This window comes from Trinickia symbiotica (assembly GCF_003028655.1).
Taxonomy (GTDB): domain Bacteria; phylum Pseudomonadota; class Gammaproteobacteria; order Burkholderiales; family Burkholderiaceae; genus Trinickia; species Trinickia symbiotica_A.
The window spans coordinates 572,415-598,126 of the sequence record NZ_PYUC01000001.1 but is presented as its reverse complement, the minus strand read 5'-3'; the positions used below and the strand labels follow the sequence as shown (position 1 = coordinate 598,126).

Annotated in this window: 24 protein-coding genes; 13 read left to right on the top strand and 11 right to left on the bottom strand. The window is 64.8% G+C overall.

Annotation, left to right across the window (positions count from 1 at the left end; genetic code table 11):
• The first annotated feature begins 169 nt into the window (after window positions 1-169).
• Window positions 170-2,491 carry an FdhF/YdeP family oxidoreductase gene (locus C9I57_RS02650; protein ID WP_107149060.1) on the top strand — a complete coding sequence of 774 codons (2,322 nt, stop codon included), beginning with the start codon at window positions 170-172 and terminating at the stop codon, window positions 2,489-2,491.
• A 26-nt stretch (window positions 2,492-2,517) separates the two neighbouring features.
• Here C9I57_RS02650 and C9I57_RS02645 read toward each other — a convergent pair whose 3' ends face one another.
• A complete protein-coding gene (locus C9I57_RS02645) occupies window positions 2,518-3,927 on the bottom strand; it encodes an aminotransferase-like domain-containing protein (RefSeq protein WP_107149267.1) in 1,410 nt (469 codons plus the stop codon).
• Window positions 3,928-4,164: 237 nt separating this feature from the next.
• On the opposite strand from C9I57_RS02645, the gene C9I57_RS02640 reads away from it, so the two are divergent.
• Together C9I57_RS02640 and C9I57_RS02635 are read left to right on the top strand one after the other, a co-directional pair.
• On the top strand, window positions 4,165-5,451 hold the full coding sequence (locus C9I57_RS02640) for an aspartate aminotransferase family protein (protein ID WP_440130175.1): 1,287 nt from the start codon (window positions 4,165-4,167) through the stop codon (window positions 5,449-5,451).
• A 100-nt stretch (window positions 5,452-5,551) separates the two neighbouring features.
• Window positions 5,552-6,463, top strand: a complete 912-nt coding sequence (locus C9I57_RS02635) for a DMT family transporter (protein WP_107149058.1) — start codon at window positions 5,552-5,554, stop codon at window positions 6,461-6,463.
• Between the two features lie 20 nt (window positions 6,464-6,483).
• On the opposite strand, the gene folE is transcribed toward C9I57_RS02635, so the two are convergent.
• On the bottom strand, window positions 6,484-7,134 hold the full coding sequence (gene folE, locus C9I57_RS02630) for a GTP cyclohydrolase I FolE (protein ID WP_107149057.1): 651 nt from the start codon (window positions 7,132-7,134) through the stop codon (window positions 6,484-6,486).
• Window positions 7,135-7,380: 246 nt separating this feature from the next.
• Here folE and pcaD point away from each other — a divergent pair, with 246 nt between their 5' ends.
• On the top strand, window positions 7,381-8,193 hold the full coding sequence (pcaD, locus tag C9I57_RS02625) for a 3-oxoadipate enol-lactonase (protein WP_107149056.1): 813 nt from the start codon (window positions 7,381-7,383) through the stop codon (window positions 8,191-8,193).
• A gap of 20 nt (window positions 8,194-8,213) precedes the next feature.
• On the opposite strand, the gene C9I57_RS02620 is transcribed toward pcaD, so the two are convergent.
• From C9I57_RS02620 to C9I57_RS02600, 5 genes are all read right to left on the bottom strand, one after another.
• Complete coding sequence (locus C9I57_RS02620) at window positions 8,214-8,462, bottom strand: hypothetical protein (RefSeq protein ID WP_107149266.1); 249 nt, start codon at window positions 8,460-8,462, stop codon at window positions 8,214-8,216.
• Between the two features lie 131 nt (window positions 8,463-8,593).
• Window positions 8,594-9,991, bottom strand: coding sequence for an MFS transporter (locus C9I57_RS02615; protein WP_107149265.1), 1,398 nt, complete (start codon window positions 9,989-9,991; stop codon window positions 8,594-8,596).
• Window positions 9,992-10,195: 204 nt separating this feature from the next.
• Window positions 10,196-11,038 carry an AraC family transcriptional regulator gene (locus C9I57_RS02610; RefSeq protein WP_107149055.1) on the bottom strand — a complete coding sequence of 281 codons (843 nt, stop codon included), beginning with the start codon at window positions 11,036-11,038 and terminating at the stop codon, window positions 10,196-10,198.
• The gene (gene epsC / locus C9I57_RS02605) at window positions 11,035-11,985 is read right to left on the bottom strand and encodes a serine O-acetyltransferase EpsC (protein WP_107149054.1); all 951 of its coding nucleotides are present in this window, start codon (window positions 11,983-11,985) and stop codon (window positions 11,035-11,037) included. The genes C9I57_RS02610 and epsC overlap by 4 nt, the downstream gene beginning before the upstream one ends.
• Before the next feature lie 86 nt (window positions 11,986-12,071).
• Entirely contained in the window at window positions 12,072-12,305 is a 234-nt protein-coding gene (locus tag C9I57_RS02600) for a hypothetical protein (protein WP_018444423.1), read from the bottom strand.
• 442 nt (window positions 12,306-12,747) lie between these two features.
• On the opposite strand from C9I57_RS02600, the gene C9I57_RS02595 reads away from it, so the two are divergent.
• Together C9I57_RS02595 and C9I57_RS02590 are read left to right on the top strand one after the other, a co-directional pair.
• Entirely contained in the window at window positions 12,748-13,209 is a 462-nt protein-coding gene (locus tag C9I57_RS02595) for a hypothetical protein (RefSeq protein WP_107149053.1), read from the top strand.
• Between the two features lie 37 nt (window positions 13,210-13,246).
• Window positions 13,247-13,849, top strand: a complete 603-nt coding sequence (locus tag C9I57_RS02590; RefSeq protein ID WP_107149052.1) for a short chain dehydrogenase — start codon at window positions 13,247-13,249, stop codon at window positions 13,847-13,849.
• A gap of 65 nt (window positions 13,850-13,914) precedes the next feature.
• Here C9I57_RS02590 and C9I57_RS02585 read toward each other — a convergent pair whose 3' ends face one another.
• Window positions 13,915-15,495, bottom strand: coding sequence for an aldehyde dehydrogenase (NADP(+)) (locus tag C9I57_RS02585; protein WP_107149264.1), 1,581 nt, complete (start codon window positions 15,493-15,495; stop codon window positions 13,915-13,917).
• Between the two features lie 311 nt (window positions 15,496-15,806).
• Entirely contained in the window at window positions 15,807-17,084 is a 1,278-nt protein-coding gene (locus tag C9I57_RS02575; protein WP_107149263.1) for an Nramp family divalent metal transporter, read from the bottom strand.
• Window positions 17,085-17,356: 272 nt separating this feature from the next.
• Between C9I57_RS02575 and C9I57_RS02570 the strand changes: the two genes are divergently transcribed.
• The 6 genes from C9I57_RS02570 to C9I57_RS02545 are packed head-to-tail and all read left to right on the top strand — an operon-like array spanning window position 17,357 to window position 23,743.
• Window positions 17,357-18,445 (top strand): cytochrome c oxidase subunit II, encoded by a 1,089-nt coding sequence (locus tag C9I57_RS02570; protein WP_181321695.1) that lies wholly within the window; start codon window positions 17,357-17,359, stop codon window positions 18,443-18,445.
• Window positions 18,442-20,394, top strand: a complete 1,953-nt coding sequence (ctaD, locus tag C9I57_RS02565) for a cytochrome c oxidase subunit I (protein ID WP_107149050.1) — start codon at window positions 18,442-18,444, stop codon at window positions 20,392-20,394. The genes C9I57_RS02570 and ctaD overlap by 4 nt, the downstream gene beginning before the upstream one ends.
• A complete protein-coding gene (locus C9I57_RS02560; protein WP_107149049.1) occupies window positions 20,391-21,029 on the top strand; it encodes a cytochrome c oxidase subunit 3 in 639 nt (212 codons plus the stop codon). Before ctaD ends, C9I57_RS02560 begins: the two co-directional genes overlap by 4 nt.
• A gap of 43 nt (window positions 21,030-21,072) precedes the next feature.
• A complete protein-coding gene (locus C9I57_RS02555; protein ID WP_107149048.1) occupies window positions 21,073-21,402 on the top strand; it encodes a hypothetical protein in 330 nt (109 codons plus the stop codon).
• Window positions 21,399-22,394, top strand: a complete 996-nt coding sequence (locus tag C9I57_RS02550) for a cytochrome c oxidase assembly protein (protein WP_258187457.1) — start codon at window positions 21,399-21,401, stop codon at window positions 22,392-22,394. The genes C9I57_RS02555 and C9I57_RS02550 overlap by 4 nt, the downstream gene beginning before the upstream one ends.
• The gene (locus tag C9I57_RS02545; RefSeq protein ID WP_107149046.1) at window positions 22,391-23,743 is read left to right on the top strand and encodes a cytochrome c; all 1,353 of its coding nucleotides are present in this window, start codon (window positions 22,391-22,393) and stop codon (window positions 23,741-23,743) included. Before C9I57_RS02550 ends, C9I57_RS02545 begins: the two co-directional genes overlap by 4 nt.
• Window positions 23,744-23,756: 13 nt before the next feature.
• Here C9I57_RS02545 and C9I57_RS33100 read toward each other — a convergent pair whose 3' ends face one another.
• Window positions 23,757-23,891, bottom strand: coding sequence for a hypothetical protein (locus C9I57_RS33100; protein ID WP_018444413.1), 135 nt, complete (start codon window positions 23,889-23,891; stop codon window positions 23,757-23,759).
• 180 nt (window positions 23,892-24,071) lie between these two features.
• Here C9I57_RS33100 and C9I57_RS02540 point away from each other — a divergent pair, with 180 nt between their 5' ends.
• On the top strand, window positions 24,072-24,578 hold the full coding sequence (locus C9I57_RS02540) for a ferritin-like domain-containing protein (protein ID WP_107149261.1): 507 nt from the start codon (window positions 24,072-24,074) through the stop codon (window positions 24,576-24,578).
• A gap of 147 nt (window positions 24,579-24,725) precedes the next feature.
• Here C9I57_RS02540 and C9I57_RS02535 read toward each other — a convergent pair whose 3' ends face one another.
• A complete protein-coding gene (locus C9I57_RS02535) occupies window positions 24,726-24,974 on the bottom strand; it encodes an H-NS family nucleoid-associated regulatory protein (protein ID WP_026230370.1) in 249 nt (82 codons plus the stop codon).
• Window positions 24,975-25,712 lie beyond the last annotated feature (738 nt).

The following is a 25,712-nucleotide window of genomic DNA, read 5'->3' as shown; positions in this document are numbered from 1 at the left end:
TCCAGAACAGATCAGCATTCCGCAGAACTGTACTCTTTTTCCGGACGCCGATGTGTGTGCCCCGGATAGGCCTCGATGCCCTTACGCTGCAACCATCGCATCTGGCAATACTGCAACGGGCCGCACGAGGCGCCGTTCGCCATAGCGACAAGTCATCGCAACCGACGTCATGGACAAATCGAAACCGCAAGGGCGCATCGAGCCCTATCATCACCCCGCGGCAGGCTGGGGTGCGCTCAAGTACGTCGCGATCAACCTGATCAAGGAGAAGGTCGCGGGCGGCAACTACCGGACGCTCTTCAAGCAAAACCAGCCCGATGGCTTCGATTGTCCAGGCTGCGCGTGGCCCGATCGTAAGCACTCCTCAACGTTCGAATTCTGCGAAAACGGCGTCAAGGCTGTCGCGGCCGAGGCGACGACGAAACGCGTGACGCCCGCGTTCTTCGAAGCCCATACGATCGAAGCGCTGATGAAGCAAACGGACTATGAGCTCGAGCAGCATGGACGGTTGACCGACCCCATGGTCTACGATGCGCTGACCGACAAATACAAGCCGATTTCGTGGAACGGCGCTTTCGCGCTGATCGCCGAGGAGCTGAAGAAGCTCTCCTCGCCGCACCAAGCTGCCTTCTATACCTCCGGGCGTGCGAGCAACGAAGCCGCATTCCTCTATCAGATCTTCGTGCGGATGTTCGGCACGAACAACTTCCCCGATTGCTCGAACATGTGCCACGAGGCGACGAGCCGAGGCCTGCCGGTGACGGTCGGCATCGGCAAGGGCACGGTCACGCTCGACGACTTCGAGCTCGCCGATACGATTCTCGTCTTCGGCCAGAACCCGGCCACCAATCACCCGCGCATGCTCGGCGAGCTGCGCGAATGCTCGCGGCGCGGCGCGACCATCGTCTCGATCAACCCGCTCCGCGAGCGCGGGCTCGAACGGTTCGCGAGCCCGCAGCATCCGATCGAAATGCTGACGCTTTCGAGCACGAAGATCGCATCGACGTTCATTCGCCCCAAGGTGGGCGGCGATTTCGCGCTGCTCAAAGGGGTCGCGAAACGCGTGCTCGAGCTCGATGACGAAGCGCGCGAGCGCGGCGTGGAGCGCGTGCTCGACCTCGACTTCATAGAGGCCCATACGCACGGCTTCGACACATTCGCCGCTGATCTGCGCGCCGAAAGCTGGCCCACGCTCGAAGCAGAATCGGGCGTGCCGCGCGAGGACATCGAGGCGCTCGCGCGCATCTACGCCGACGGCAAGCGTGTCATCGCGACGTGGGGTATGGGCCTGACGCAGCACAAGAACTCGGTGGCGACCGTGCAGATGCTGTCGAACCTCATGATGATGCGCGGGAACATCGGGCGCGAAGGCGCGGGGCTCTGCCCCGTGCGCGGACATTCGAATGTACAGGGCAATCGAACGGTCGGCATCGAGGAGAAGCCGACGCAGGCATTTCTGGACCGCCTCGGCAAGGTGTTCGACTTCGAGCCGCCACGCGAGCACGGCTACGATGTCGTCGAGACGATCGAAGCCATGATCGACGGGCATGTTAAGGCGTTCATCGGTCTCGGCGGCAACTTCGCCATCGCGACGCCCGATACGCCGAGGACATTCGATGCGCTGCGCTCTTGCGACCTGACCGTCCATATCGCGACAAAGCTCAATCGCAGTCATCTCGTGCACGGCAGGCATGCGCTGATTCTGCCGACACTCGGCCGAACCGAAATCGACGAGCAAGGCGGCGTTGCGCAAGGCGTCACGGTGGAGGATTCAATGAGCATGGTCCACATCTCATACGGAATGAACGTTCCGGCGTCGAAGAACCTCCTGTCCGAAGTCGCCATCGTGGCGAACATCGCCCATGCGACGCTCGGCAGCGATAAAGTGGACTGGCTCTGCATGGCGAACGACTACTCGCGCGTCCGCGATGCGATCGAGCAAACGATCGACGGCTTCGAAGACTACAACGCGCGCATCGCACACCCCGGCGGCTTTCATCTGCGCGTGGCATCGCGCGAGCGCGACTGGAAGACGGGCACGGGCAAGGCGAACTTCGTCGTCAACGCGATCGAGCACGATACGCCGATCGCGCGTGCGAAGAAGCTCCACGGGGAACGCGTGATGGTGCTCATGACCACGCGCTCACACGATCAGTACAACACGACGATTTATGCGCTCGACGACCGCTATCGCGGCGTGTTCGGCCAACGCCGAGTCGTCTTCATCAACCGCGCCGATCTCGAAATGCTTGGCCTGAAGGCCGGCGAATGGGTCGACTTGACGACGGTGTGGGACGACGGCATCGACCGTCGCGCCGATTCGTTCCTGCTCGTCGAGTACGACATCCCGCGCGGGTGTATCGGCGCCTACTACCCCGAGACGAATCCGCTCGTGCCACTCTCGAGCGTGGGTGACGTGTGCAATACGCCGACTTCCAAGTCGATACCCGTACTGCTCCATCGCTCTGCGCCGCCGGCCCTCGCTGCTTGACCGCGACGGCCTGCGCGGCCGGTGTTTCAGGCACTGACGACCCGCCGCAAGAAGCGCCATAGCCGCTCGTCGTTCGAATAAGGAACGTTGAAGCGAAACCAGGCGCTCGCGGCATCATCGGGGCGGAAGTAGGAGCCGGGTGCAAGCCAGATGCCGTCGCCGAGCGCTTCGGTCGCCACTTCAGCGGCACGCTCGTCCTCAATGGGCAAGCGCGCCCAAAGGAAGAGTCCCGCGCGCGGTCGATGAAAGATTTCGAGCCCCAACTCGTCCATGCTCGCCTCGACGGCCGCATGCGCCTCTTTGAGCCGCTCGTCGACGCGCTCGACATGTCGCGCGTAATGCCCCTCGACGAGAACCTTGTCGACGATGCGCTCGATCGTCTCGGACGACGTCAACCCGACCGCCATCTTGATCCGCGCGAGCTCACGCAGCACGTCGCGTTGACCGACGACGTAGCCGCAACGCAGCGCGGGCGTGACCGTCTTGGAAAACCCGCCGATGTAGAGCGCGCGCTGCAATCCTTCCATCGCCGCGATGAGCGGCGTGTTCGACGGCGCGAGTTCTCGGCTCACGTCGTCCTCGACGATCCACATGCCGGCCCGCTCGGCGATCTGAACGAGCCGGAATGCCGACGCCATGCTGAATGTCGCGCCGGTTGGATTTTGCAGCGCGGTGTTCACGAAGACGGCCTTCGGACGATGCGTCACGACGAGCGCATCGAGCGTGTCGATGTCGAGCCCGGTCGGGGTGCGCGGCACGCCGACCACCTTCAAGCCGGCCAGCTTCAGAATCTGCAGAAGATTGCAGTAGCCCGGGTCTTCGACGATGACGACATCCCCTGGCCTCAGCAACGTGCGCACGATCAGATCGAGTGCCTGCGTCGCGCCTTGCGTCAGCAGGACGTTATCGAGCGCGGCAGGCAGCCCGAGGCGATCGAGTTGCTCCGCGATTCGCTCGCGCAGCGGCGCGAAACCGTAGGGATGCCCATAGTCGGCCAGACGCGCCGCCGGCACGCGCGCCAGGGCGCGCAACGCCTGATGCAGGCCGCCTTCGTTGACCCACTCGTTCGGCAACGTGCCGCATCCGGCCTTGATCGACACCGAATGGTCGGCATAGACGTCCGAGAGCAGCCAAGTCGCCGTCAAGCTCGGCGGCTGCCAGGCCGGCATCTCGCTGCGCGTCGCCTCGCCGCGTGCGGCGACGCGGTAGCCCGAGCCCGGTCGCGATGCGACGAGCCCCATCGAGACGAGCCGCCCGTAGGCCTCGGTGACCGTGAATGTGCTGAGCCCGTGCTCGCGCGCCAGCTGCCGCACCGACGGGAGCGCGGCGCCCGCCCTCAGCGTCTGCGCGTCGATTGCCTGCGCGAACGCGCGCACCAGTTGCTCGACGAGCGTCGGCGCGCGCGCCCGGTCGCGCTCGAGGTTCAGATCGATCAAGGCGGGCACGCTGTCATCTCCCCTTCCCAATACGGTTACCGCCAATTTACCAGCACAGTTGGCAGAGCGGTGCAATAACTGTGCATGTCCATCGGCTGACGGGGGGCGCTAGAGTGATTCATCGCCCATGCCGAGAGCGCGCTTCGCATCGTTTGATCGCAGCGCCGATCGAAACCCTACAACAGGAGAAAAGCCGTGACCGCTCACCCCGCGTCCGACGATCTTGCAAATTTCTGGATGCCGTTTACCGCCAACCGCCAGTTCAAGGCCGCGCCGCGGTTACTCGTCTCGGCGCGCGGCATGTACTACCGCGCGAGCGACGGGCGCGAAGTGCTCGACGGCTGCGCAGGTCTCTGGTGCGTAAACGCGGGCCACTGCCGCGACGAAATCGTTGCGGCTGTCCAGCAGACGGCTGCCTCGCTCGACTATGCCCCGCCGTTTCAGATGGGCCATCCGCTCGCCTTCGAAGCGGCGGCAAAAGTGGCGAAGGTCATGCCGGCCGGACTCGATCGCGTCTTCTTCACGAATTCGGGCTCGGAGGCCGTCGATACGGCGCTCAAGATCGCGCTCGCTTATCACCGCGCACGTGGCGAAGGGCAACGGACGCGGCTCATCGGACGCGAACGCGGCTATCACGGGGTGGGATTCGGCGGCATTTCAGTCGGCGGCATTTCGCCGAACCGCAAGGCGTTCTCAGGCTCGCTGCTCGGCAACGTCGACCACCTGCCGCATACGCACAACCTCGAACAGAACGCGTTCTCGAAGGGGCAGCCGGCGTGGGGCGCTCATCTCGCCGACGAGCTCGAACGTCTCGTCATGCTGCATGATCCTTCGACGATCGCGGCCGTCATCGTCGAACCCGTGGCCGGCTCGACGGGCGTGCTGATTCCGCCGCAAGGGTATCTGCAGCGGCTGCGCGAAATCTGCACGAAGCACGGCATTCTGCTGATCTTCGACGAAGTCATCACGGGCTTCGGCCGGCTCGGCCGCGCGACGGCGAGCGAATTCCTCGGCGTGACGCCCGATCTCATCACGCTCGCCAAGGCGATCAACAACGCGGCCGTGCCGATGGGCGCGGTGGCCGCGAGCCGCAAGGTTCATGACGCGATTATGGAAAGCGGTCTGCCCGGCGCGATCGAGCTCTTTCACGGCTACACGTATTCGGCTCACCCGGTCGCAAGCGCAGCCGCCATCGCCACGCAGAACGTCTATCGCAAGGAAGACCTCTTCGCGCGTGCCGGTCGTCTCGCGCCCGCTTTCGAACGCGCGGCGCACGCGCTTGCGGATGCGCCGTATGTGAAGGACGTACGCAACCTGGGGCTCGTCGCGGGCATCGAGCTGGAGTCGCGTGCCGACGCGCCCGGCGCGCTCGCCTACGAAGTGTTCGTCAAGTGCTTCGAGGCAGGCGTGCTCGTCCGCTACACGGGCGACATCCTCGCGTTCTCGCCGCCGCTCATCATCGAGGAGGAACAGATCGAGAAGATCTTCGGGACGGTCAGGAAGGTGCTCGCGACCGTGCAGTGAGCGATACGCGCACGCGATCGACTGCAATTTCGTTCAAGATCCCCCGTTCGACGCAGGCTAACTTCGCGCTCATCTTTCGACGAGACGAAGAGGTCTGCAAATGGGTTCACGCCTGACTGGCTATTTGTTTTGCGCGCTCGCGATGATCGGCGTCGGCAGCACAGTCGTCGCGAGCAAGCTCATTGCACACGGACTGCCGCCGTTCTCCGCCACGGCACTGCGCTTTGCGATTGCATTTCCCATCTTGATGGCGACAATGCGCCTCACGGGTGAGCGCTGGCCGCGCCTGCGCCGGCGCGAGGCTTGGCTACTGGTCGCGCAATCCGGTTGCGGCAGCGTCGGCTATACCGTCTTGTTGCTGAGCGGCATGCGCCTCGCCTCGGCCACCGATGCGGGCGTCATTGCGGGCAGCCTGCCGGCCGTCGCGGCGCTCGTTGCCGTCCTTGCGTTGCGCGAGCGGCCCGGCGCGATGACGATCGCGGCCGTCGGGCTGGCCACCATCGGTGTCGTCGTCTGCACGCTGGGCGCGGATGCGGCCGCGGCTGGCGCACGCCCGGCCTCGCTCGCGGCGCCCTCGCTGCTCGGCGATCTGCTCGTGCTCGCCGCCGTATTCTGCGAAGGGTTCTTCATCCTGCTCAACAAGCGGTTGCAAACGCCCGTCTCGCCGCTACAGATGTCCACGCTGATGTCGGGCATCGGGCTCGCCTTGTCGCTCGTGCCGGCGCTCTTCGAGCGTCCCTGGACCCCGGCCGGCATCGACCGATCGGCGTTGGCGGGCGCCGTCTACTACGCGCTCGTGCCGACGGTCGGCGGCTTCCTGCTTTGGTTCGCCGGCGCGGCGCGCATTGCCGGCGCGCAGGCGAGCGCGTTCACGGCGTTCGTCCCCGTATCGGCAGCCGCGTTCGCGGCGCTCGTTCTGCACGAGTCGGTCGGGCCGGCACAGTGGTCGGCAATGGGATGCGTGCTTGCGGCCGTGGCGCTGATCGCGTTCGAGGGGGCCCGGCGCGAATGACGCCTTCGACGTTGAAGGCATCAAACGTTCGGCATCCCCGATACGCTGGAGGTACCGACGATCGACAGAAACTCGCGGCGAGTGGAAGGATCGGTCCTGAACGAACCGAGCATCCTTGACGTGACCATCGCGACGCCGGGCTTGTGAACGCCGCGCGTCGTAATGCACTGGTGCGCCGCTTCGAGAATGACGCCGACCCCTCTCGGCTGCAGAATCTCGTTGAGCGTATCGGCGATCTGTACGGTCATCTTTTCCTGGATCTGCAGCCGTTTCGCGAATGCGTCGACGAGCCGCGCCAGCTTCGAGATGCCGACCACGCGATGCTTCGGCAGATAGGCGACGTGCGCGCGTCCGATGATGGGCACCATGTGGTGCTCGCAGTAGCTCTCGAAGCGGATGTCCTTCAGCACGACCATTTCGTCATAGCCGTCGACTTCCGAGAACTGGCGGGCGAGGATTTCGCGCGGATCGACGTTGTAACCCGAGAAAAACTCCTCGTAAGCACGCGTGACGCGCGCGGGCGTATCGCGCAGGCCTTCGCGATCGGGGTCGTCGCCGGCCCAGCGCAGCAACACGCGCACGGCGTCCTCCGCCTGCTCGCGCGTCGGCCGTGCTAACCAGCGCGTCGACGGATCCACGTCCATTGCGGCGCTCGCCTTGGTCTTGGCCATCGGCTCGCTCTTCTTCTTCGATCGGGGTCCGCTGGTCATCGCTGACTGTCCTCCTATGATGTAGCGTATGGGGCTTGATGTTGGCGCACTCGAGTCGACCTCGATGCACGAGCGAACCGTCGCAGTATTCAGCATCGGCCGCTCCGGCCATTGTTTCACGTTTCGTAGGGCCCTGCGCACGTCCGCGGCGCGCGCTGAGCGCCATCTTGCACAATAAATGCTTCCGTCCGGGAAAAGGAGCGCCTTATGCCTTACATCAATGCCAACGACATCAGCCTCTACTATCGGATCGACGGCGCGCAGCGAGCCGATGCGCCGTGGCTCGTCTTATCGAATGCGCTCGGCACCGATGTCGCGTTGTGGTCGCCGCAGATCGATACGCTGTCGCGGACGTTTCGCGTCTTGCGTTACGACACGCGCGGCCTCGGGCGCTCGAGCGCGCCGGCCGGCCCGTACACGATCGAGCAACTGAGCGCCGATGTGCTCGCTCTCCTGGATGCGCTCGGAATCGAACGCGCGCATTTCTGCGGAGTTTCGCTCGGAGGCGCGACAGGAATGGCGCTGGCCGCGCGACACGGAGAGCGCATCGATCGCTTGATTTCGGTCAGCGCGCCGCCGCGCAATCCCACTTCGGCCGAAATATGGGCCGAGCGCATGAAGCAGGCACGCGGCGGCAGCATGCCCGCGCTCGCGGATGCGGTAATCGCCCGATGGTTCAGCGCCGCTTTCGTTGCGCGCGAGCCGCTCGTCTGTGCCGCCATCCGCGACATGATCCGGCATACCGATCCCGAGGGGTACGCGGGAAACTGCGCGGCTGTCGCATCGACCGATCTGACCGCTGAACTCGCCCGCATCGAAGCGCCTACGCTGATCCTGACGGGAACGCACGACGCGGCGATCGCTCCGGAAGCCGGCCGTGCGCTTGCAGCCTCGATCGCCGGCGCGCGTCATGTCGAGCTCGACGCGCTTCATCTGCCGAACGTCGAGCAGGCCGACGCGTTCACCCGAGCTGTCCTCAGCTTTCTGAACGAGCCGCGCCCGGCCGCGAGCGGCGGCTAAAAACGCGCTGCCGGCAGCGCTTACTCCTCGGCGTCGTGCTCGGCGACGAAGCGAAGCAGGTAAGCGCGCAGCGCGGCCTCGAGCGCGCGATGATCGGCGGCGTTCTTCGCGCCCGCATCCGCCTCCTCGCCGAAGAACGCGGGCGGCGCGTCATAGACGCCCACCTCGGCGCCTTCTCGCAGCAGACGCACTTCGTGCGTCGATTCAAGGTATTCGGCCACCCAATGGATGCCTTCGATATGAGCGCCGGTCCGAACGGTCGATTTCATAAATCCTCCTTCGGCTTCGGGCTTCGCGGCGGCATAGCCGCCTGCGCGCCTCATAGGAAGCGTACGCCTCTCGCGCCGCGAGCGCACGTCTTGAGACGGTCGCTTCTTCGGCTCGCCCTCGTCAGCGCGCGTCAGTGGCTGATGGCTTCCAGCATGCGCCCCTTCGTCGACGGCCCGAGCAGAATCATGCAAATGCCGACCAACATCGATGCCGCGATGAAGACGGCTACGCCGGGCACGCCATAGCTATGCAGCAGAATGCCGATCGCAAGCCCCGCGAAAGCAGCGGCGATGCGGCTCCACGAATAGACGAATCCAACGGCGCGGGCGCGCACACGCGTCGGATAGAGCTCGGCCTGATAGCCGTGGTAGGCGTATGACATCACGTTCGAGGCAAGCGTGAAGAGGACCCCGAGCACGATCAGGACGGCCGGGTCCGACGCTCGAGCGAAGAGCGCGATGACGATGCCCATGATGAGGAGGCCACCGCAGATTTGCGTTTTGCGTTCGACCTTGTCCGCGAAGAAAGTGCCCAGCAGCGGCCCAAACGGATTGGCGATCGCGATGACGAACGCATATTCGAGGCTGGCCGTCACATGAACGCCGCGATGGATGAGCAGGGTCGGCACCCAGGCGGCGAAGCCATAAAAGCCGATGACCTGGGCCATATTGAAGATCGAGAGGATGATCGTGCGCTTCAGATAGAGCGGTCCGAAGATTTCACGGAACGAGCCGCGCCCCTCCATTTCCGCCGCGGCGCGCTCGGGCGCCGGCAACGTGATGCCCTTCTCAGCGGCCACACGGCGCTCGAGATCGGCCACGATCCGCTCGGCTTCATCGGCACGGCCGTGACGCGCGAGCCAGCGCGGGCTTTCCGGAATGTTGCGGCGGATGATCCAGACCAGGATCGCGCCGAGCGTGCCGATCAGGATCACGACGCGCCAATATTCGAGGCCGAATGGCTTCGTGTCTTTCAGGATATAGGCGAGAAACGCGACGACGGGTACGGCGGAAAACGTGATCAACTGATTGACGGCATAAGCGCGCCCGCGCTCTCGGCTCGGGATCAGTTCGGAGATGTACGAGTCGATCGTCACGAGTTCGACGCCGATGCCGATGCCGGCCGCGAAGCGCCAGAGATTGATCGCGAGCCCCGAGTCCTGGAAGGCCATGATCGCCGTGCAGACGACATACCAGACGAGCGACCACGTAAAGATGAAGCGGCGCCCGAAGCGATCAGCGACGAAGCCGAACACGAGCGCACCGATCCATAAGCCCGCGAAGGTGGAGAAGACGAACGTGCCGAAGCCGGCGACGGCGAGCGGCGCCAGCGCGGCGAAAAAGCCGAGCGATTCAGGCTTGAAGAGCCCCGATTGAACCATGCCCGGCGCGACATAGCCGGTAAAGAAGAGATCGTAGAACTCGAACACGCCGCCAAGGGAGATCAGGATGACCATGGTCCAGATGGTCCGGGACGGCGGCAGCCGATCGAAGCGCGCCGCGATTTCAGCCGATTTTTGAGTGGACATCTTTGCCTCTATGTCTTCTTGCATTTTCGTCTTCTCGCGTTTTGTTTTTGAAAGCCTTTTGATATTCAAGGCAGTCAGGGAAAACCCCGCCCGAATGTCGCATGACGGCAAGGGCTTAACAATGCGTGTGACTACGGACGCATGCTCCTAAGCGTTGCGGCGGCTCGAGCGCGAACCGCCCGATGCAAAGCATTGCCCGGCGCCTCAACGCACCGCGGCGGCGTAGCCAGCCGGCGTCACGCCGAAGAAGCGCACGAACGCGCGCGTCATATGGCTCTGATCGGCGAAGCCCGCGCCGAGCGCCGCGTCGGCCAGCGCAGCGCCCGCCGCGATGAGGCGGCGAGCGAGCGCCACGCGCCGCTGAATCAAATACGCGTGCGGCGGCAAGCCCGTTTCGCGCGTAAATTCACGCAGCAGCTGAAAGCGGCTCAGCCCTGTCTCGGCCGCGAGATCGGCAAGCGTCAGGCCGCCTGCGGGATCGTCATCGATGCGCATGCGCGCGCGTGCGACGGCGACATTCGTCCGGCCGCGCAGCAACGGCGCGGATTGCCGCAATCGAACGGTGGTGTGGCGCGCCACGACGTCGGCGAGAAAGGCAAAGAGCGCTTCTTCGCGTGCCATGGCGTCCGATGCAAGTGGGCCCTCCACCACCGCGGCGAAGGCTCGATCGAAGAGGTCCGCGAACTTCGCATCGCGCAGCACTGGGCGCTCGATTTCGAGCGACGCGGGCGATGGCGCGCCGAGATCGCGCGCGATGTCGTGCACCAGCAGCGGCTCCAAGTAGAGCATGCGCCAACTGCGTCCACGCGCGTCGAACGGCGCGCCGTCATGCACTTCGCCGGGATTGACGGTGATGGCGTCGCCGGCGCGCGCCTCGACAGGCCCGCATCCGCTCGCCGAGCGCTGCGCTCCGCGGACGACGACGCCGACGCCGAAGCGGTCATGAGAATGGCGAGCGAACGACCGGGCGGTGTCGGCATACGTTGCCTCCACGCCTTCCAACGCGCAGCGGTACATCACGACGCGGCCGTTGCGCCTGGTGTTCATTTGCGCGCGCGCCTCGCCGGCTCGTGCTCGCGCTCGTCGGCGCGCGCCCCCTCGCGCACGTTGCCTTGCGAAACGTGGGTCCCCGGCGCGACGCTATGCGTCAGCCAGACGTTCCCGCCGATGACCGCACCCCGGCCGATCGTCACGCGGCCGAGGATAGTCGCCCCGGCATAGATGACGACGTCGTCCTCGACGATCGGGTGCCGAGGCTGCCCCTTCACGAGCGTGCCGTCGCCGTCGGCGGGAAAGCTCTTGGCGCCGAGCGTCACGGCCTGATAGAGCCGCACGCGCTCGCCGATGACGGCGGTCTCGCCGATGACGACGCCCGTACCATGATCGATAAAGAAGCTCGGACCGATCCGCGCACCTGGATGTATGTCGATACCCGTCGCGGAATGGGCGATCTCGTTGATGAATCGCGCCAATAGCGGGACGCCGAGCTGATGCAACGCATGCGCGATGCGATGGTGCATAACGGCGAGCACGCCCGGATAGCAGAGCAAAATCTCGGTGACGTGCTGCGCGGCCGGGTCGCCGGCAAATGCAGCCTGAATATCGCTGACGAGCAGCGCACGGATGGACGGCAGCTGAGTGCCGAACGTGCGCGTGATCTGGAACGCCAGCGCCCCAAGGTCCGCCTCGGACGTCTCGGCATGCTCGGGCAAAAAGCGCAGCGCGCGGCGAACCTGCTCGCTGAGCAGCCTCAGCGTACTGTCGAGCGTATGGCCGACGTAATAGTCGACGGTCTCGTCGGTCAGATCGGGGGCGCCGTAGTGCGTCGGAAACATCGAGGCGCGCAGTCCGTCGACGATATGAACGATCGCGTCGCGCGAAGGCAGCTCCCGGATGCCGCGCGGATGGCGCGTGCGATGCCGCTCTTCGCGGGAGGCGCGCAGTTCAGCGACGATCGTCTCGAGTCCCCAGTGGCGGGCAAGCGGATTGGACATGGCTCGACGAAAACCGCATGGCGCGGCCTGAAAGTAAAAATCTGGAAGAGATTACCGCGTTTTATCGGCACGCGCCCGACGCGGGTCTACACCGTCACGCTGCTCGCGTCGATCAAGCGAACCGCCCAATCGCGCGCGTGAGCGATGGCGGACGCCTCGTCGGAAAAACGCAGATCGGATGGAAAGAAACGATTGGCCACGAGCTCGCCATCGCTCGTGCGCGAAATGACGACGTACGGTTGATAAGTGCCGTCCACGGCCCGCGCGGGCGCGCAGTTCAGCAAGTATCCCCGATGAGTGAATGCGGCGTCGGAATGCATATTGTCGCCTGCCTCCAAATCCCCTCTCGCTAACCTTTCTTAGTCGCCAACAGGTGGCGAAATCGGGCAGGCCGCGGCTCGTTCTTGATCGTGGGCGCCGGCTGCCGGAAAGGAATCATACTCCCGAGAAACCACCGGTTCCATGAAGAAATAAAATCGGGCCGGTGCGAGCTCCCGGTACGCCGTCTCAGCCGCGTCAGGACCGAGGTTCCAAAATGAGAATCCGGGAGAACCCTCGCGCCATGTCGAGAAACCGGGAGCATACGCCTTGCCCGGCGAGCCGGCGACATCGATCACGGGATGAGACACACCCTGCACGATCCATGCTTGAAGTTGCGAGCGGCTGCGCTACGATGAGGGGAAAGACGACGCGCGTTTGAAACGCGTCGAACGTTCCTCCCGCCCGACCATAGTGGCGCACGCGATCGCGAGCGAGTAGACCATGAATGCAAGCCGCCTGATTTCCGGCGCGCCGAGACGGCGCGCCTGGCTCGCGCCCGGATCCGGTCCTGGCTCTCTCGAGCCGGCCGCCGCCACGCGCTTTCGTGTCGCGGTCATTTGCCTCCTTGTGAGCTATGCGCTCGCATGGGTCGAAATTCCGCTGGAGTTCGCGTTTCAGCCCAGCGAAATCAGCGCGGCCGGCGCGTCCGCGCTCCTCGCGGCCATCGTCGCCCGAGTGCTGCTCGGCGCGCTTTACGTCTTCGTCGCGTTGCATCGCGCCTGGGCTCGCTGGATCGCCGTCTCGCTCGGCTTGCTTGCAGCGTTTTTCGTCACGCCGATGCTACCCGGCGAGTGGCACGTGTTTCCGCTTGCGGCCATCGTCACCGGCCTTGGTGTGATCGGCAAACTGGCGGCCGCGATATTGCTGATGCTGCCGCTGAGAAGGTTGCGGGTCGCGCAATGACTTGCCGCCTCTTTCAACCATCCGAAGGAGCTCAACAATGAAAGTTGTCGTCATAGGCGCAAGCGGCACGCTCGGCCGCGCCGTATGCGCCGAACTGAAGGCGCGGCACGAAGTGATCGAAGTCGGGGCATCGCACGGCGACCATCATGTCGATGCGACGAACCTTCCGAGCGTCGAACGGCTCTTTCACGAAATCGGTCGCGTCGACGCAGTCGTGACGACGATCGGCAAACTGCACTTCGGACCGTTTCGCGACATGACGGCGGACCAGTTCTGGATCGGCTTGCGCGACAAGCTCATGGGACAGGTCAACGTCGTGCTCGCCGCGCAACATCATCTCAACGACGGTGGCTCGTTCACGCTGACGGGCGGCATCCTCGCCGAGGAACCCATCCGCGACGGCGTCAACGCAACGACCGTCAATCTCGCGCTCGAAGGCTTCGTGCGCGGAGCGGCGATCGAATTGCCGCGCGGCATTCGCATCAACCTCGTGAGCCCGACGGTGCTCGAGGAATCGATGGGTGCCTACGGCGCATATTTTCGCGGGTTCGAGCCTGTGTCCGCTCAACGCGCGGCGCTTGCTTTTTGTCGCAGCGTCGAGGGGGCGCAGACCGGACGCGTCTATCGCGTCGTCGGATGACGAGCTCATCTTCGTGCGGCGTGCGGGACCATCCCGCCCGCCGCAACGGAGGCGCGCTCCGCGCATCAGCGGCGTTCGAACGCGCCGTCGCGCAGCCGCCAGAGCTCGAGCGGGTTGTCGTCTCTCAATGCCTCGGGCAGCAACGCTGCCGGCAAGTCCTGGTAGCAGACGGGCCGCAAAAAGCGTTCGATGGCCAACGTGCCGACGGACGTCGCGCGCGGATCGGACGTCGCCGGGAACGGGCCGCCATGCACCATCGCATGAGACACCTCGACGCCCGTCGGATAGCCGTTGGCGAGAATCCGCCCGGCCTTGCGCTCGAGCGTAGGCAGCAGTTTGCCCGCCAGCCCGAAGTCGTCCGATTCGACATGCAGCGTCGCGGTCAACTGACCTTCGAGATGCTCGGCCAGATCGATCATCTCGTCGATGTTCGAACACGTGACGATCAATGACGTCGGCCCGAAGATTTCGTCCTCGAGCGGCGGCTCCGAAAGGAACGTTTGTTTCGACGCGCCGAAGAGGACGGGCAGCGCCGCATGCGCGGCTTCGCTCGCCGCCCCTTCGGCAATCTGCTTGACGCCGTTCACGCCCGTGCGCCGTTTGACGCCGTCGCGATACGCGGAAGCGATGCCGGCAGTCAGCATGGTCTGCGCGCCTTTTTTCTCGAGCGCCCTCGCCGCGGCATCGACGAACGACTGCAGGTGCGGCCCCTCGAGCACGACGATCAGCCCGGGGTTCGTGCAGAACTGGCCGACGCCGAGCGTCAGCGATTCGACGAATCCGTTCGCGATCGTCTCGCTGCGCGCCGCGAGCGCGCCCGGCAGCACGAAGCTGGGATTGACGCTGCTCATCTCCGCGAAAACCGGAATCGGCTCGCGGCGCCGCGCCGCGATAGTCGAGAGCGCAAGACCGCCCGCGCGCGATCCCGTAAAGCCGACCGCCTTGATTGCCGGATGCGCGACGAGCGCTTCGCCGATCGCGTTGCCGGCGCCGACCACGAGCGAAAAGATACCGGACGGCAAGCCGGATTCGGACACGGCCTGTTGAACGGCCCGGCCAACGAGCTCGGACGTGCCCAAATGCGCCGGATGCGCCTTCACGACGACCGGACAGCCTGCCGCGAGCGCCGAAGCGGTGTCCCCGCCGGCGACCGAAAACGCGAGCGGGAAGTTGCTCGCGCCGAATACGGCGACGGGGCCGACGGGAATCTTGCGCATGCGCAAGTCGGGGCGCGGCAGCGGCTTACGCTCGGGCAGCGCCGAATCGAGCGTCGCGCCGAGCCAGCGGCCATCGCGAACGAGCGCGGCGAAGAGCTTGAGCTGTCCGACCGTGCGGGCGCGCTCGCCCTCGAGTCGCGCCTTCGGCAGCGCCGTTTCAACGTGCGCTCGTTCGATGAGCGTATCGCCGAGCGCCATGATCCGATCGCCGATCGACTCCAGCAAACGCGCGCGTTGTTCGAGCGGCGCGTGCCGGAACGCATCGAACGCCTCGCGCGCCAGCCCGCAGGCGCGGTCGACATCGTTCGCATCGCCCGCTCCGAATTCCGGATCGATTTCGACATTTCGCGCGGGGTCGAACGCGCGCAACGTTCCCGACGTGCCACGCACCGCTTCGGCACCGATCAACATCTCTCCTGTGATCTGCATCATCAATCTCCTTGGTAGAAACGAAATCCCGAAAACGCTCACCATTGGGGCAAGCGATGCATCGACGGTGAACCAAGCAAACGGCGCTCCGTTCACCGATGACTGACCGCAAAGGCTCGCCGGGCGGGTCTCACGCGCCGAGAGCGGAGCCGATTCCGATCGCTCGCGGCAAGCCGACGCCCGCCATCTTACTCATCCTCGAAGCGATCCCGGAAACCCTCACCTTGGACCGTTCGCGCTTTCCGCGACCGATCGCCGGCTCGGCGATGACGCAGCGTGCACCGGCTCGATGTCGAACGAATGATCAATGCTCATGACAGAGCATCGACGACGAGCACGATATTCAGCGCGATGACAATCAGCGCACAAGCGATCGCAAGCGCTGCCATCGGACGGCCGAGCCGGTAGGGGCCCATCGTTTGCCGGCGGCACGCGAACGCGATCAGCGCGGCCATCGGCGCCGGCACGGCGAGGCTCAGTACGACCTGACTCGCTATCAGCGCGCGAGTCGCATCGACACCGAGCCCGACCACGACGAAGCTCGGCACCATCGTAGCGAGACGGCGCAGCCACAGCGGCACGGCGAAGCCGAGAAAATCGCGCATGATGAGCTGACCCGCCATCGTTCCGACGGCCGAACTCGAGATGCCCGATGCCATGAGCGACGTCAAGTAGAAACCGGCGGCAGTGGCGCCGAAAAGCGGCGTCAAGGTCCGATACGCATCGCCGATCTCGGCGATCTGAGGATGCCCTTGGTGAAATGCGCCCGCGGCCATCGCGACCATCGCCATGTTGACGATTCCCGCCACCCCGAGCGCAATGATGACTTCAACGTTCGAGTAACGAAGCAGCTTGCGCCGGTCCTCTTCCGTCGCCGGCTTGATGCGCTCGCCCGTTAGCCCCGAGTGAAGAAAAAGCGCGTGCGGCATGACAGTCGCCCCGATGATGCCCACGGCGACGAGCAGCGCCTGGCTGTCGTCCAGTGTCGGCACGAACGTTCCGCGCGCCACCGATCGCCAATCGAGCGGTACGAGTATCAGCTCGGCGAGATAAGCGATCGCGATGACGCCGACAAGCGCACCGATCGTCAACTCGATCGGCCGAAAGCCGCGCCCTTGTAGTAGCAGCAACGCCCAACTGAGCGCGGCCGTAATGCCCATGCCGGCGATGAGCGGCAAATGCGCGAGCAGCGCGAGCCCGATCGCGCCGCCGAGGAACTCGGCCAGATCCGTCGCCATCGCCGCGATCTCGCTGACGATCCACATCGCGGCGGCGACCGGCTTCGGCAAGCTGCGTGCGCATATCTTGGCGAGGCTCGCGCCGGTGACGAGCCCCAGGCGCGCCGAGATCGCCTGGAACAGCATGGCGACGAGGTTCGCGAACAGCACCACCCAAAGCAGGCCATAGCCGTAGCCCGCGCCCGCCTGCAGGTTCGTCGCGATGTTGCCGGGGTCGATATAAGCCACCGAGACGACGACGGCCGGCCCGGCAAACGGCAGGAGAATCCTGAGGCCGCGGCGGCGGCCGTCGAGCACCTCGCGGACGTCCAACGCCGTTCGGGCGCTGAGACTCTTCCGGCGTTCGGGCATCGCCGACTCGTTCGTCGCACTGCTTCGTTCGGGTTCAAACGACATAGGCTGCACACGCGAGAGGCGAGAGGCGAGCGGCACCCGGCATCGCGCCAGTCCGACGCCGATGATCGATAGCTTGAGTGTAGCCTTCTCGAGGGAGCAACGCCTATGCCGGCCGACGGGCCCATCGGTGAACTGCCCGCTGGAGCCGCCCCTTTTTTACGCTTCGGTCTATCGCCAGGAACGAAAACTGCTCAGTCGACAGCGTTCGTTCATGATGCCCGTTCCGGATGAAAAGTCGCTTGGGTGTGTTGCCGGTCCGCTGGCGCAACAACGCGCGGAGCTCGCATCACTCCGTTCTGCCGTGGCATTGCGCAACCGCGGGTTCGATTTGCGTGACGACGCTCGCCTATGCGCTACCCAATCAGGACGCGCTGGCGCCCGCCGGTATCCAAGCCGCTCACATCTTGCGGCTTTGGAACCTCACGCTGATCGTGTGCGGCGTCTTCTTCGCCGCGGTACTGGCCGGGGTTCTCGTCGCACTGCTGCGCCGCGAACGGGCCGACGTCGCGACGCCGCCCGATCTCTCCGGCAATGTGCGGCCCGAACGCGGCGTGCGGCGCAGCGTCGTGGCCGCGACGGTCGTCTCCGTCGTCGCGCTCGTCGGTCTCGTCGTTGCGGACGCGCTGACCGACCGCGCCCTCTCGCAGATGCCTGTCGCGCGCGCATTGCATATCGAGCTCGTCGGTTGGGACTGGTGGTGGCAGGCGGACTATGCTCCCGACGGCGACGCGCCCGGCTTCTCCACCGCGAATGAATTGCACATCCCGGTCGGCCGCCCCATCGTCGTTTCGCTCACCGCCGGGGATGTGATTCATAGCTTCTGGGTACCCAATCTGCACGGGAAAAAAGACCTGCTTCCCGGCATCCGATCGACGGTTGAGTTCCGTGCGGACAAGCCCGGCATCTATCGAGGCCAATGTGCTCAGTTCTGCGGGACCGAGCACGCGCTGATGGCGCTTGCGGTCGTCGCCGAGCCGCCCGATCGCTATGCGGCCTGGGCCGCCGCTCAACGCGAGAACGCCCCCGATTCAGCCGACACACTCGCGCAACGCGGCAAACAAGTCTTCGAGCAGTCGGCCTGCGCGAGTTGCCATACCGTGCGCGGCACGCGAGCCTCTGGCGCGCTGGCACCAGACCTGACGCATTTGATGAGCCGGCAGACGATCGCGGCGGGGCGGCTCGTCAACAATCCCGCGAACCTCGCCGCGTGGATTCGCGATCCCGGGGCGTTCAAGCCCGGTGCGATGATGCCGCCCGCCAACCTATCCGACCCGGACCTTCGGGCACTTGTCGCCTGGCTGGGCACACTCCGATGAGCGATCGCGCCGACGCTTCCCGCTCCGCCGCCGCGGGCCTCCTGCTCGACGGGCCCGCCGCACCCGACAACGTGCGGCTCGCACTCGCGCAAACGTGGCGCGATCCGCCGGGCTGGCTGGGCGCGCTCGCGGCCGTCAATCACAAGACGATCGCTCACCGCTTCGTCGCCACGACGTTCGTGTTCTTTCTGCTCGCCGGCATGCTCGCACTCGCCATGCGGCTGCAACTCGCGCGGCCGGACAACCGGCTGCTCGGTCCCGACGTCTACGACACGTTGTTTACGATGCACGGCACGACGATGATGTTTCTCTTCGCCGTGCCCGTCATGCAGGCGGTGGCCGGCTATCTGATTCCGCTCATGGTCGGCGCGCGCAGCATCGCGTTTCCGCGGATGAACGCTTACGCCTATTGGGTGTACCTGTTCGGCGGAATCATGCTTTACACCGCGTTCGCGCTGGGCAGCGGCCCACGCTCGGGCTGGTTCAGCTATGTGCCGCTCGCCGGCCCCGACTACGGGCTGGGCAAAGGCTCGGACATGTGGGCGCAGATGATCACGTTCACAGAACTCTCCGCTTTGCTCGAAGCGGTCGTGCTGATCACGACGATCCTGAAGATGCGCGCGCCCGGCATGTCGTTGAATCGGCTGCCGATCTTCGCATGGGCAACGCTCGCCACGCAGTTCATGGTCATCTTCGCAATGCCCGCGATCATGCTCGCGAGCACGGCGTTGATCCTCGATCGGCTCGTCGGAACGTCGTTCTACAATCCCGCGCTCGGCGGCGACGTGCTCCTTTGGCAGCACCTGTTCTGGTTTTTCGGCCATCCGGAGGTCTACCTGGTCTTCGTGCCCGCGCTCGGCTTCATCTCGTCGATCGTGCCGACGTTCGCGCGCCGCCCGATGTTCGGCTACACCGCCGTTGTGCTTGCGCTGATCGCCACCGCGTTTCTCGCGTTCGGCCTATGGGTGCACCATATGTTCGCGACGAGCGTGCCGCAGCTTGGCAAGAGCTTCTTTACGGCTGCCAGCGTGATGATCGCCATTCCGTCGGGCATTCAGATCTATTGCTGGATCGCCACGCTCGTTACCGGGCGCCTGAACGTCAAGACGCCGCTGCTGTTCGTCCTCGCCTTCTTCTTCATTCTCGTGATCGGCGGTATGACGGGCATCATGCTCGGCTCGGTCGCGCTCGACCTGCAATTGCACGACAGCTACTTCGTCGTCGCCCATCTGCACTACGTGCTGCTCGGCGGCGCCGTCTTTCCGCTGTTCGGCGCGTTCTACTACTGGTTCCCGAAAGTCACCGGGCGCATGCTCGACGAGCGCACCGGCCACTGGCAGTTCTGGCTCTTTTTCGTCGGCTTCAACGTCGCGTTCTTTCCGATGCATCTGCTCGGCTTGCACGGTATGCCGCGTCGCGTGTGGACCTATCCGGCCGGCATGGGGTGGTCGACGATGAATCTCGTCGCGACCGTGGGCGCATGGACGATCGCGGCGAGCGTGCTGCTCTTTCTCGTCAACGTCGCACGCTCGTGGCGACACGGCAAGCCGGCGGGCGCGAATCCGTGGGGTGCGGGCACGCTCGAATGGGCCACGACGAGTCCGCCCCCACCGCACAACTTCGATGCGATCCCCGTCGTGCACGGTCGCCATCCGCTCTGGGATCCGCCAGGCCAACCGGCCTACGTGAGCGGCCTCGCCGCCGATGCGCGCGAAGTGCTGCTCACCACGGTGCTCGATGCCGAGCCCGATCTCCGCTCGCTGTTTCCGACACCGTCGATCTGGCCGTTCTTGAGTGCCGTCGCGACGACCGTGCTTTTCATCGGCTCGGTCTTCACGCCGTGGGCGATCGTTTGGGGTTCGATTCCCGTCGTCATCACGCTGACGGTCTGGTTCTGGCCGACCCGGAGGCATCATGCGCGAGCACTTGCGCTGGAGCGCGGGCCATGAACGGTGAAACGGTCACCGGAACGCGCGCCGACATGGCGCCGACGGCGCTCGACGTGACGAAGCTGCCGACGTTCGGCTTCAGTCATCGAAGCCTCATGTGGTGGGGCACGGCAGGACTCATGCTGATTGAAGGCACGGCGTTCGCGATCGCCGTGGCGATGTATTTCTATCTTCGCGATGTCAACGTCGCGTGGCCTCTGACGGCGCCACCGCCGAAGCTGCTATGGGGAACGTTGAATCTCGCGATTCTCTTCGCGAGCCTTGTTCCGAACGAGCTGGCCAAACGCGCGGCGCAACGGCTCGAGCTGCGCGCATGCCGGATCTGGTTCGTCGTCTGCCTCGCCTTCGCGCTCGCATTCCTCGCGGTGCGCGGCTTCGAGTTCGCCACGCTCAACGTCAAGTGGTATGCCAATTCGTATGGCTCGATCGTCTGGTTCCTGCTCGGCCTCCATACAACGCACCTCGTCACCGACACGATCGACACGGCCGTTCTCGGCGTGTTGCTGTTCACGGGGCCGCTCGAGGGGCGGCGGTTCGTCGATGTCAGCGAGAACGCGCTCTACTGGTATTTCGTTGTCCTAAGTTGGCCGCCGATCTATGCGGTCATTTATCTGGCCCCGCGTCTGCCGCACTAGCGGCGAGGCGCCGAAACGGCAAAGAAAGGGAAGAACCGGCACGATGAAAACCTGGCTCGGACTGCTCGCCGCTCCGGCACTCGTGCTCGCCGTGCAGAGTATCGACTATGCGCTCGTCCAGCTCGCCTGTGCGCGGCATAGCATGGTCTCGCTCAACATCGTCAGTGCAATCGCATTCGCGGTTTCGTTGTTCGCCACGATGCTCGCGTACCGCAAATGGCGCACGACGGCGGCGCCGTTTCCGGCGAGCTACGACGCGCGTGCCGCACGCGCGGCATGCCTCGCATTCGCCGCGACGATCCTCGGTGCGCTGAGCGCGTTGATTCAACTGACAATGTGGTTTCCCCAATGGCTGCTTTCGCCTTGCCGATGAGACCGCGCCGCACGCCTCGCGCGTGGGCGGCTGCAGCGGCATTCGCGGCCTGCGCCGCGGCGCCGTCCGTGCTCGCGCATCCCTTGCCCGCCGCCGAACGCTCGATGCCTTCGACGTTCGGCTGGGAATTCACACCGTGGGTAACGACGTTGCTCGCCGTCAGTCTCGCCGCTTACTGCATTGGGTATGTGCGCCTGCGTAGTCGCGGCAACGCAGGGCGCCCAAAGCGCAATGCGTGTTTGATTGCGTTCGCCGCGGGTTGGCTGGTTCTCGCCACCGCGCTTGTCTCTCCGCTCGATTCGTTGAGCGAAGCGCTTTTCTCCGCGCACATGGTGCAGCACGAATCGATGATGATCGTCGCCGCGCCACTGCTCGTGGCAGGGCGGCCGCTTGGCATCTGGGTCTGGGCGCTGCCGCGGCGCGCGCGCAGCGGCGTTGGCCGCGCCGTCCACTGGCGCCCTTGGCGCGCGTTCTGGCGATGGATCGTGTCGCCGGTACCAGCTTGGATTCTGCACGCAGCCGCGCTTTGGGCGTGGCACGCGCCAGTGCTCTTCGAAGCCGCACTGGCGAATCCGCTCATCCATACGCTGCAACATGCGAGCTTTCTCATCACGGCGCTGCTGTTCTGGTGGAGCATCGTCGGCGACGGCGCCACGCGGCGCCGCAGCGGTCATGCGATGCTCTCGCTCTTCACGACGATGGCTCACACAGGCGCTCTCGGCGCGCTGATCACCTTGGCGCCGGGGCTGTGGTACCCGTCGTACATCGAGCCCGCGAGTGCGCTCGGCATCGATCCGCTCCGCGATCAACAGCTCGGCGGACTGATCATGTGGGTGCCGGCGGCGCTCGCCTATCTCCTTGCCGCGCTGGGTGTCGCCGGGCGCTGGCTCGCTCGGGGCCGCGCACTGCCTGCGGCACCGCGCCCCATAGAAGTGGTCGAAAGCCGTTCCCGCGGCTCGGGCGCCCCTTCGGTTCAGGACGCATCGCCATGAATCCAACACGCCTGACGAGGCACCTGTTGCTGCTGGCGCTGCCCGCAGTCGTGGCTGTTGCGGCAGTCGGTGAGTGGGTGCTGCGCGTGAATGCCGGCTCACCGGCCGAGGGCACCACGAGGCCGTCACCGGCCGGCGACACCGCACCGAGCGCCGCATTGCTCCAACGCGGCGAGTATGTAGCCAAAGCGGCCGACTGTGCAGGCTGCCACACGGCGCCCGGCGGCGGTGCGCCATACGCGGGTGGCCTTGGCATGGGCTCGCCGTTCGGCACGATCGTCAGCAGCAATATCACGCCGGATCCGCGTTACGGGATCGGCCGGTATGACCTCGGCGATTTCGAGCGTGCCATGCGGCACGGCATCGCGCCCGGAGGCACCAGGCTCTATCCGGCCATGCCGTATCCGGAATTTTCGAAGATGTCCGACGACGACCTGCGCGCGCTTTACGCGTTCCTCATGCACCGCGTTGCGCCGGTCGCGAAGCCGAACGCGCCCTCCGACGTTGCGTTTCCGTTCAACCAGCGTTGGGCACTGCGCTTCTGGCAGCTCGTCTTCATGCCGAAGCCGTTCAAAGCTCATCCGGATCGAGATGCCCAATGGAACCGCGGCGCTTATCAGGTGCAATCGCTCGGACATTGCGGCGCATGCCATACGCCGCGCGGCTTCGGATACGAAGAGCGCGGCTACGACGAATCGTCGCCGCGCTACTTGACGGGCGGCATCAACGACAACTGGTTCGCGCCCAACCTGACGGGTGACGCAGGATCGGGACTGGGCCGGCTCGGCGAGGCGGATATTGCACGCTTTCTGAAGACGGGCCATGCGGCCGGCAGCATCGCCTACGGCAGCATGGTCGAACAGATCGAAGACAGCACGCAGTACATGTCGGATGACGACTTGCAAGCGATTGCGCACTATCTGAAGTCGCTGCCGGCGCGCGAAGAGTCGGGCAGCTACGAACCGGACAATCAGACGGCGCAGGCTCAGACGAACGGCAACCGCGTGCGCGATCCGCAATCCGTGGGCTTCAATGTCTACCGGTCCTTTTGCGCGCGGTGCCACGGCGAAGACGGAAAGGGCATACCGAACGTCTTCCCGGCGCTCGCCGGCAATCCGTCGGTGCTGGCCAAGGACACGACGTCGCTGATCCGGCTGCTCGTCGAAGGCGGCAGCAGCCCCGCCACGCAGTCAGGGCCGCCGCGCCAACGCATGCCCGGTTTCGCGGGTACGCTCGTCGATGCGCAAATCGGTCAAGTGCTGACCTACGTGCGCAGCGCCTGGGGCAACGACGCGCAGCCGATCAGCGGCAACGACGTCAACAGCCTGCGGCAGACGCTGCACAAATAACGCTTACAGAAACTCAAGGCTGACGCTGCCCGCCCTGGTGACGCGGCATCTTCTGTTGGTTTTGCTGTTGCTGTCCCTGTTGCGGCGCGCCGCGATCGCTCTGGCGCGGATTGCTGGGAGCGTTGTTGCTGGACTTCTTCGATGTCATGGCAGTCCTCCGTTGTATCGGGTTGGAAGGCTCGAAGCGACTCATTCAACTCCCGCAACGAGCATACCCACCTTCTTCATTGCGTCCTTCCTCATGCTGGAACAGCCGTTGCGAACCAAGAGATGCCGAGCATGGTGCCGGCGATCTGACCGCGGTGCCGATGCGGTCGAGGAGAATGCGATGACGAAGCCCCAGGAACACCTCGTAGATTGGTTGCGGGATGCCTATGCGATGGAAAAGCAAGCCGAATCCATGCTCAAAGCGCAAGCGTCCCGGCTCGAGCACTATCCCACGCTCAAGCAGCGCATCGAGCAACACATCGACGAAACGTTGTCGCAGCAAAAGCTGCTCGAACAACGCCTCGAGCAGCTGGGCAGCGGCCCATCCACGATCAAGGATCTCACGGCGCGCATCGCGGCGTTCGGGCAGGCGATGGGCGGCATGACGATGACGGACGAGGTCGTCAAAGGCGGTCTCGCCGGGTACGTCTTCGAGCATGTCGAAATCGCCTCGTACACGACGCTCATCGCAGCCGCGAAAGCGGCCGGAGACGCGGAAACTCAACGATGTTGCGAAACGATCCTTCCGCAAGAGGTCGCGATGGCGAAGTGGCTGATCGAGAATCTGCCCGAAGTGGTGACGTCGTACGTTTCTCGATCGGAAGCCAATACGGAGGCCAAACGGTAACGATACGTCGAAACGCTCGGCCTGGCCTGCAATCGCTTGGCGACGCGTTTGCGGGCCGTGCGCCGGCGACATGCGCGGCCGAAGCGGCGCTTGTAGAGTGCTATCCGGTTCGACGGGGGGCGGGAATGCCTCTCGTGCGTGCGCGCGTCAGTGCTCCGCGCAACGGTAGAAATCGATTTGCTGTCCGGCGGCGACGGCCCGGCGCAACCAATCGGGCATATCGCCGTAGCCGTCCCACGTGTTGCCCATTGCATCGCGATAGAGCACGGGCCGCTCCGGTTGCCGATCGGCCGAAATCGATTCGGCTACGGCCTGCAACGTAATTCCGTATTCGTCCATGCGGCGCCGGAGCCAGCGAATTAACCGTTCGCGAGCCTCTCCTTCAAGCTGTTCCATCGATGATTCCGGTTATGGTTGATGCGGGAGCTCGAGCTCCCCTGTTGGACCCGAGCCGAATCATACTCGACTCGCGGCGATGAGCGGTCGCAACCGCCCGGCGGCGGGGTCCGAATGAACCCTCGCCAGATCGTGTTTCGTGCTGCCAACTTCAATTATCGATACAAAATCTCGAAAAAGCAAAATATGAGAAACCATAAGAGAGGCGTGGCGCGCATATCGATTTTCAACGCGCCGTAGGCTGCCCAAGCATTGAATGCGGAAACGTTGCCGCGCGTCCCTAACCGAACGCGGCACGCGCGAATGCGAACGCTCGCGCAGGCCAGCGCTCGCGCCGCGGGATGCGGCTGGCCGGGCCCGGTGAGAATGGCTTCGCACGCCGCGTGAGCGGGCATCTCGCCGAAGGCCAACGGACGTCGACCGGAATTTTTACTGTTTGCGCCGGCATATTGTCGGTAAAGACAACATGAGCATTCTTGGGGCGTTCTTTAATGGGCGTTTCGTATCAAATATAAATGATCGAAAAGATCATGAAACGCAGCGGCGTCCGAACGGTGTCGGCCGCCTTTCCGATGGCTCCCGAAGAAGCTCACCTTCGGCGCCCGCAAGCGTTAAAAGTGAGACTTTTCGGGAGTCCTGCGAACAGCCGCGTTCGAACGCATGCCGACCCACCTGAACGGGGAATGTCATCGGGGGAAGGGACGCTGGACTAGGAAAATAGTCGAACGTCACTTTACT

Coding starts and splice junctions, on each gene's coding strand:
- C9I57_RS02650 (WP_107149060.1), top strand. CDS start 170: ATGGACAAATCGAAACCGCAAGGGCGCATCGAGCCCTATCATCACCCC.
- C9I57_RS02640 (WP_440130175.1), top strand. CDS start 4,165: ATGCCGTTTACCGCCAACCGCCAGTTCAAGGCCGCGCCGCGGTTACTC.
- C9I57_RS02635 (WP_107149058.1), top strand. CDS start 5,552: ATGGGTTCACGCCTGACTGGCTATTTGTTTTGCGCGCTCGCGATGATC.
- folE (WP_107149057.1), bottom strand. CDS start 7,134: ATGGCCAAGACCAAGGCGAGCGCCGCAATGGACGTGGATCCGTCGACG.
- pcaD (WP_107149056.1), top strand. CDS start 7,381: ATGCCTTACATCAATGCCAACGACATCAGCCTCTACTATCGGATCGAC.
- C9I57_RS02620 (WP_107149266.1), bottom strand. CDS start 8,462: ATGAAATCGACCGTTCGGACCGGCGCTCATATCGAAGGCATCCATTGG.
- C9I57_RS02615 (WP_107149265.1), bottom strand. CDS start 9,991: ATGTCCACTCAAAAATCGGCTGAAATCGCGGCGCGCTTCGATCGGCTG.
- C9I57_RS02610 (WP_107149055.1), bottom strand. CDS start 11,038: ATGAACACCAGGCGCAACGGCCGCGTCGTGATGTACCGCTGCGCGTTG.
- epsC (WP_107149054.1), bottom strand. CDS start 11,985: ATGTCCAATCCGCTTGCCCGCCACTGGGGACTCGAGACGATCGTCGCT.
- C9I57_RS02600 (WP_018444423.1), bottom strand. CDS start 12,305: ATGCATTCCGACGCCGCATTCACTCATCGGGGATACTTGCTGAACTGC.
- C9I57_RS02595 (WP_107149053.1), top strand. CDS start 12,748: ATGAATGCAAGCCGCCTGATTTCCGGCGCGCCGAGACGGCGCGCCTGG.
- C9I57_RS02590 (WP_107149052.1), top strand. CDS start 13,247: ATGAAAGTTGTCGTCATAGGCGCAAGCGGCACGCTCGGCCGCGCCGTA.
- C9I57_RS02585 (WP_107149264.1), bottom strand. CDS start 15,495: ATGCAGATCACAGGAGAGATGTTGATCGGTGCCGAAGCGGTGCGTGGC.
- C9I57_RS02575 (WP_107149263.1), bottom strand. CDS start 17,084: ATGCCCGAACGCCGGAAGAGTCTCAGCGCCCGAACGGCGTTGGACGTC.
- C9I57_RS02570 (WP_181321695.1), top strand. CDS start 17,357: ATGAAAAGTCGCTTGGGTGTGTTGCCGGTCCGCTGGCGCAACAACGCG.
- ctaD (WP_107149050.1), top strand. CDS start 18,442: ATGAGCGATCGCGCCGACGCTTCCCGCTCCGCCGCCGCGGGCCTCCTG.
- C9I57_RS02560 (WP_107149049.1), top strand. CDS start 20,391: ATGAACGGTGAAACGGTCACCGGAACGCGCGCCGACATGGCGCCGACG.
- C9I57_RS02555 (WP_107149048.1), top strand. CDS start 21,073: ATGAAAACCTGGCTCGGACTGCTCGCCGCTCCGGCACTCGTGCTCGCC.
- C9I57_RS02550 (WP_258187457.1), top strand. CDS start 21,399: ATGAGACCGCGCCGCACGCCTCGCGCGTGGGCGGCTGCAGCGGCATTC.
- C9I57_RS02545 (WP_107149046.1), top strand. CDS start 22,391: ATGAATCCAACACGCCTGACGAGGCACCTGTTGCTGCTGGCGCTGCCC.
- C9I57_RS33100 (WP_018444413.1), bottom strand. CDS start 23,891: ATGACATCGAAGAAGTCCAGCAACAACGCTCCCAGCAATCCGCGCCAG.
- C9I57_RS02540 (WP_107149261.1), top strand. CDS start 24,072: ATGACGAAGCCCCAGGAACACCTCGTAGATTGGTTGCGGGATGCCTAT.
- C9I57_RS02535 (WP_026230370.1), bottom strand. CDS start 24,974: ATGGAACAGCTTGAAGGAGAGGCTCGCGAACGGTTAATTCGCTGGCTC.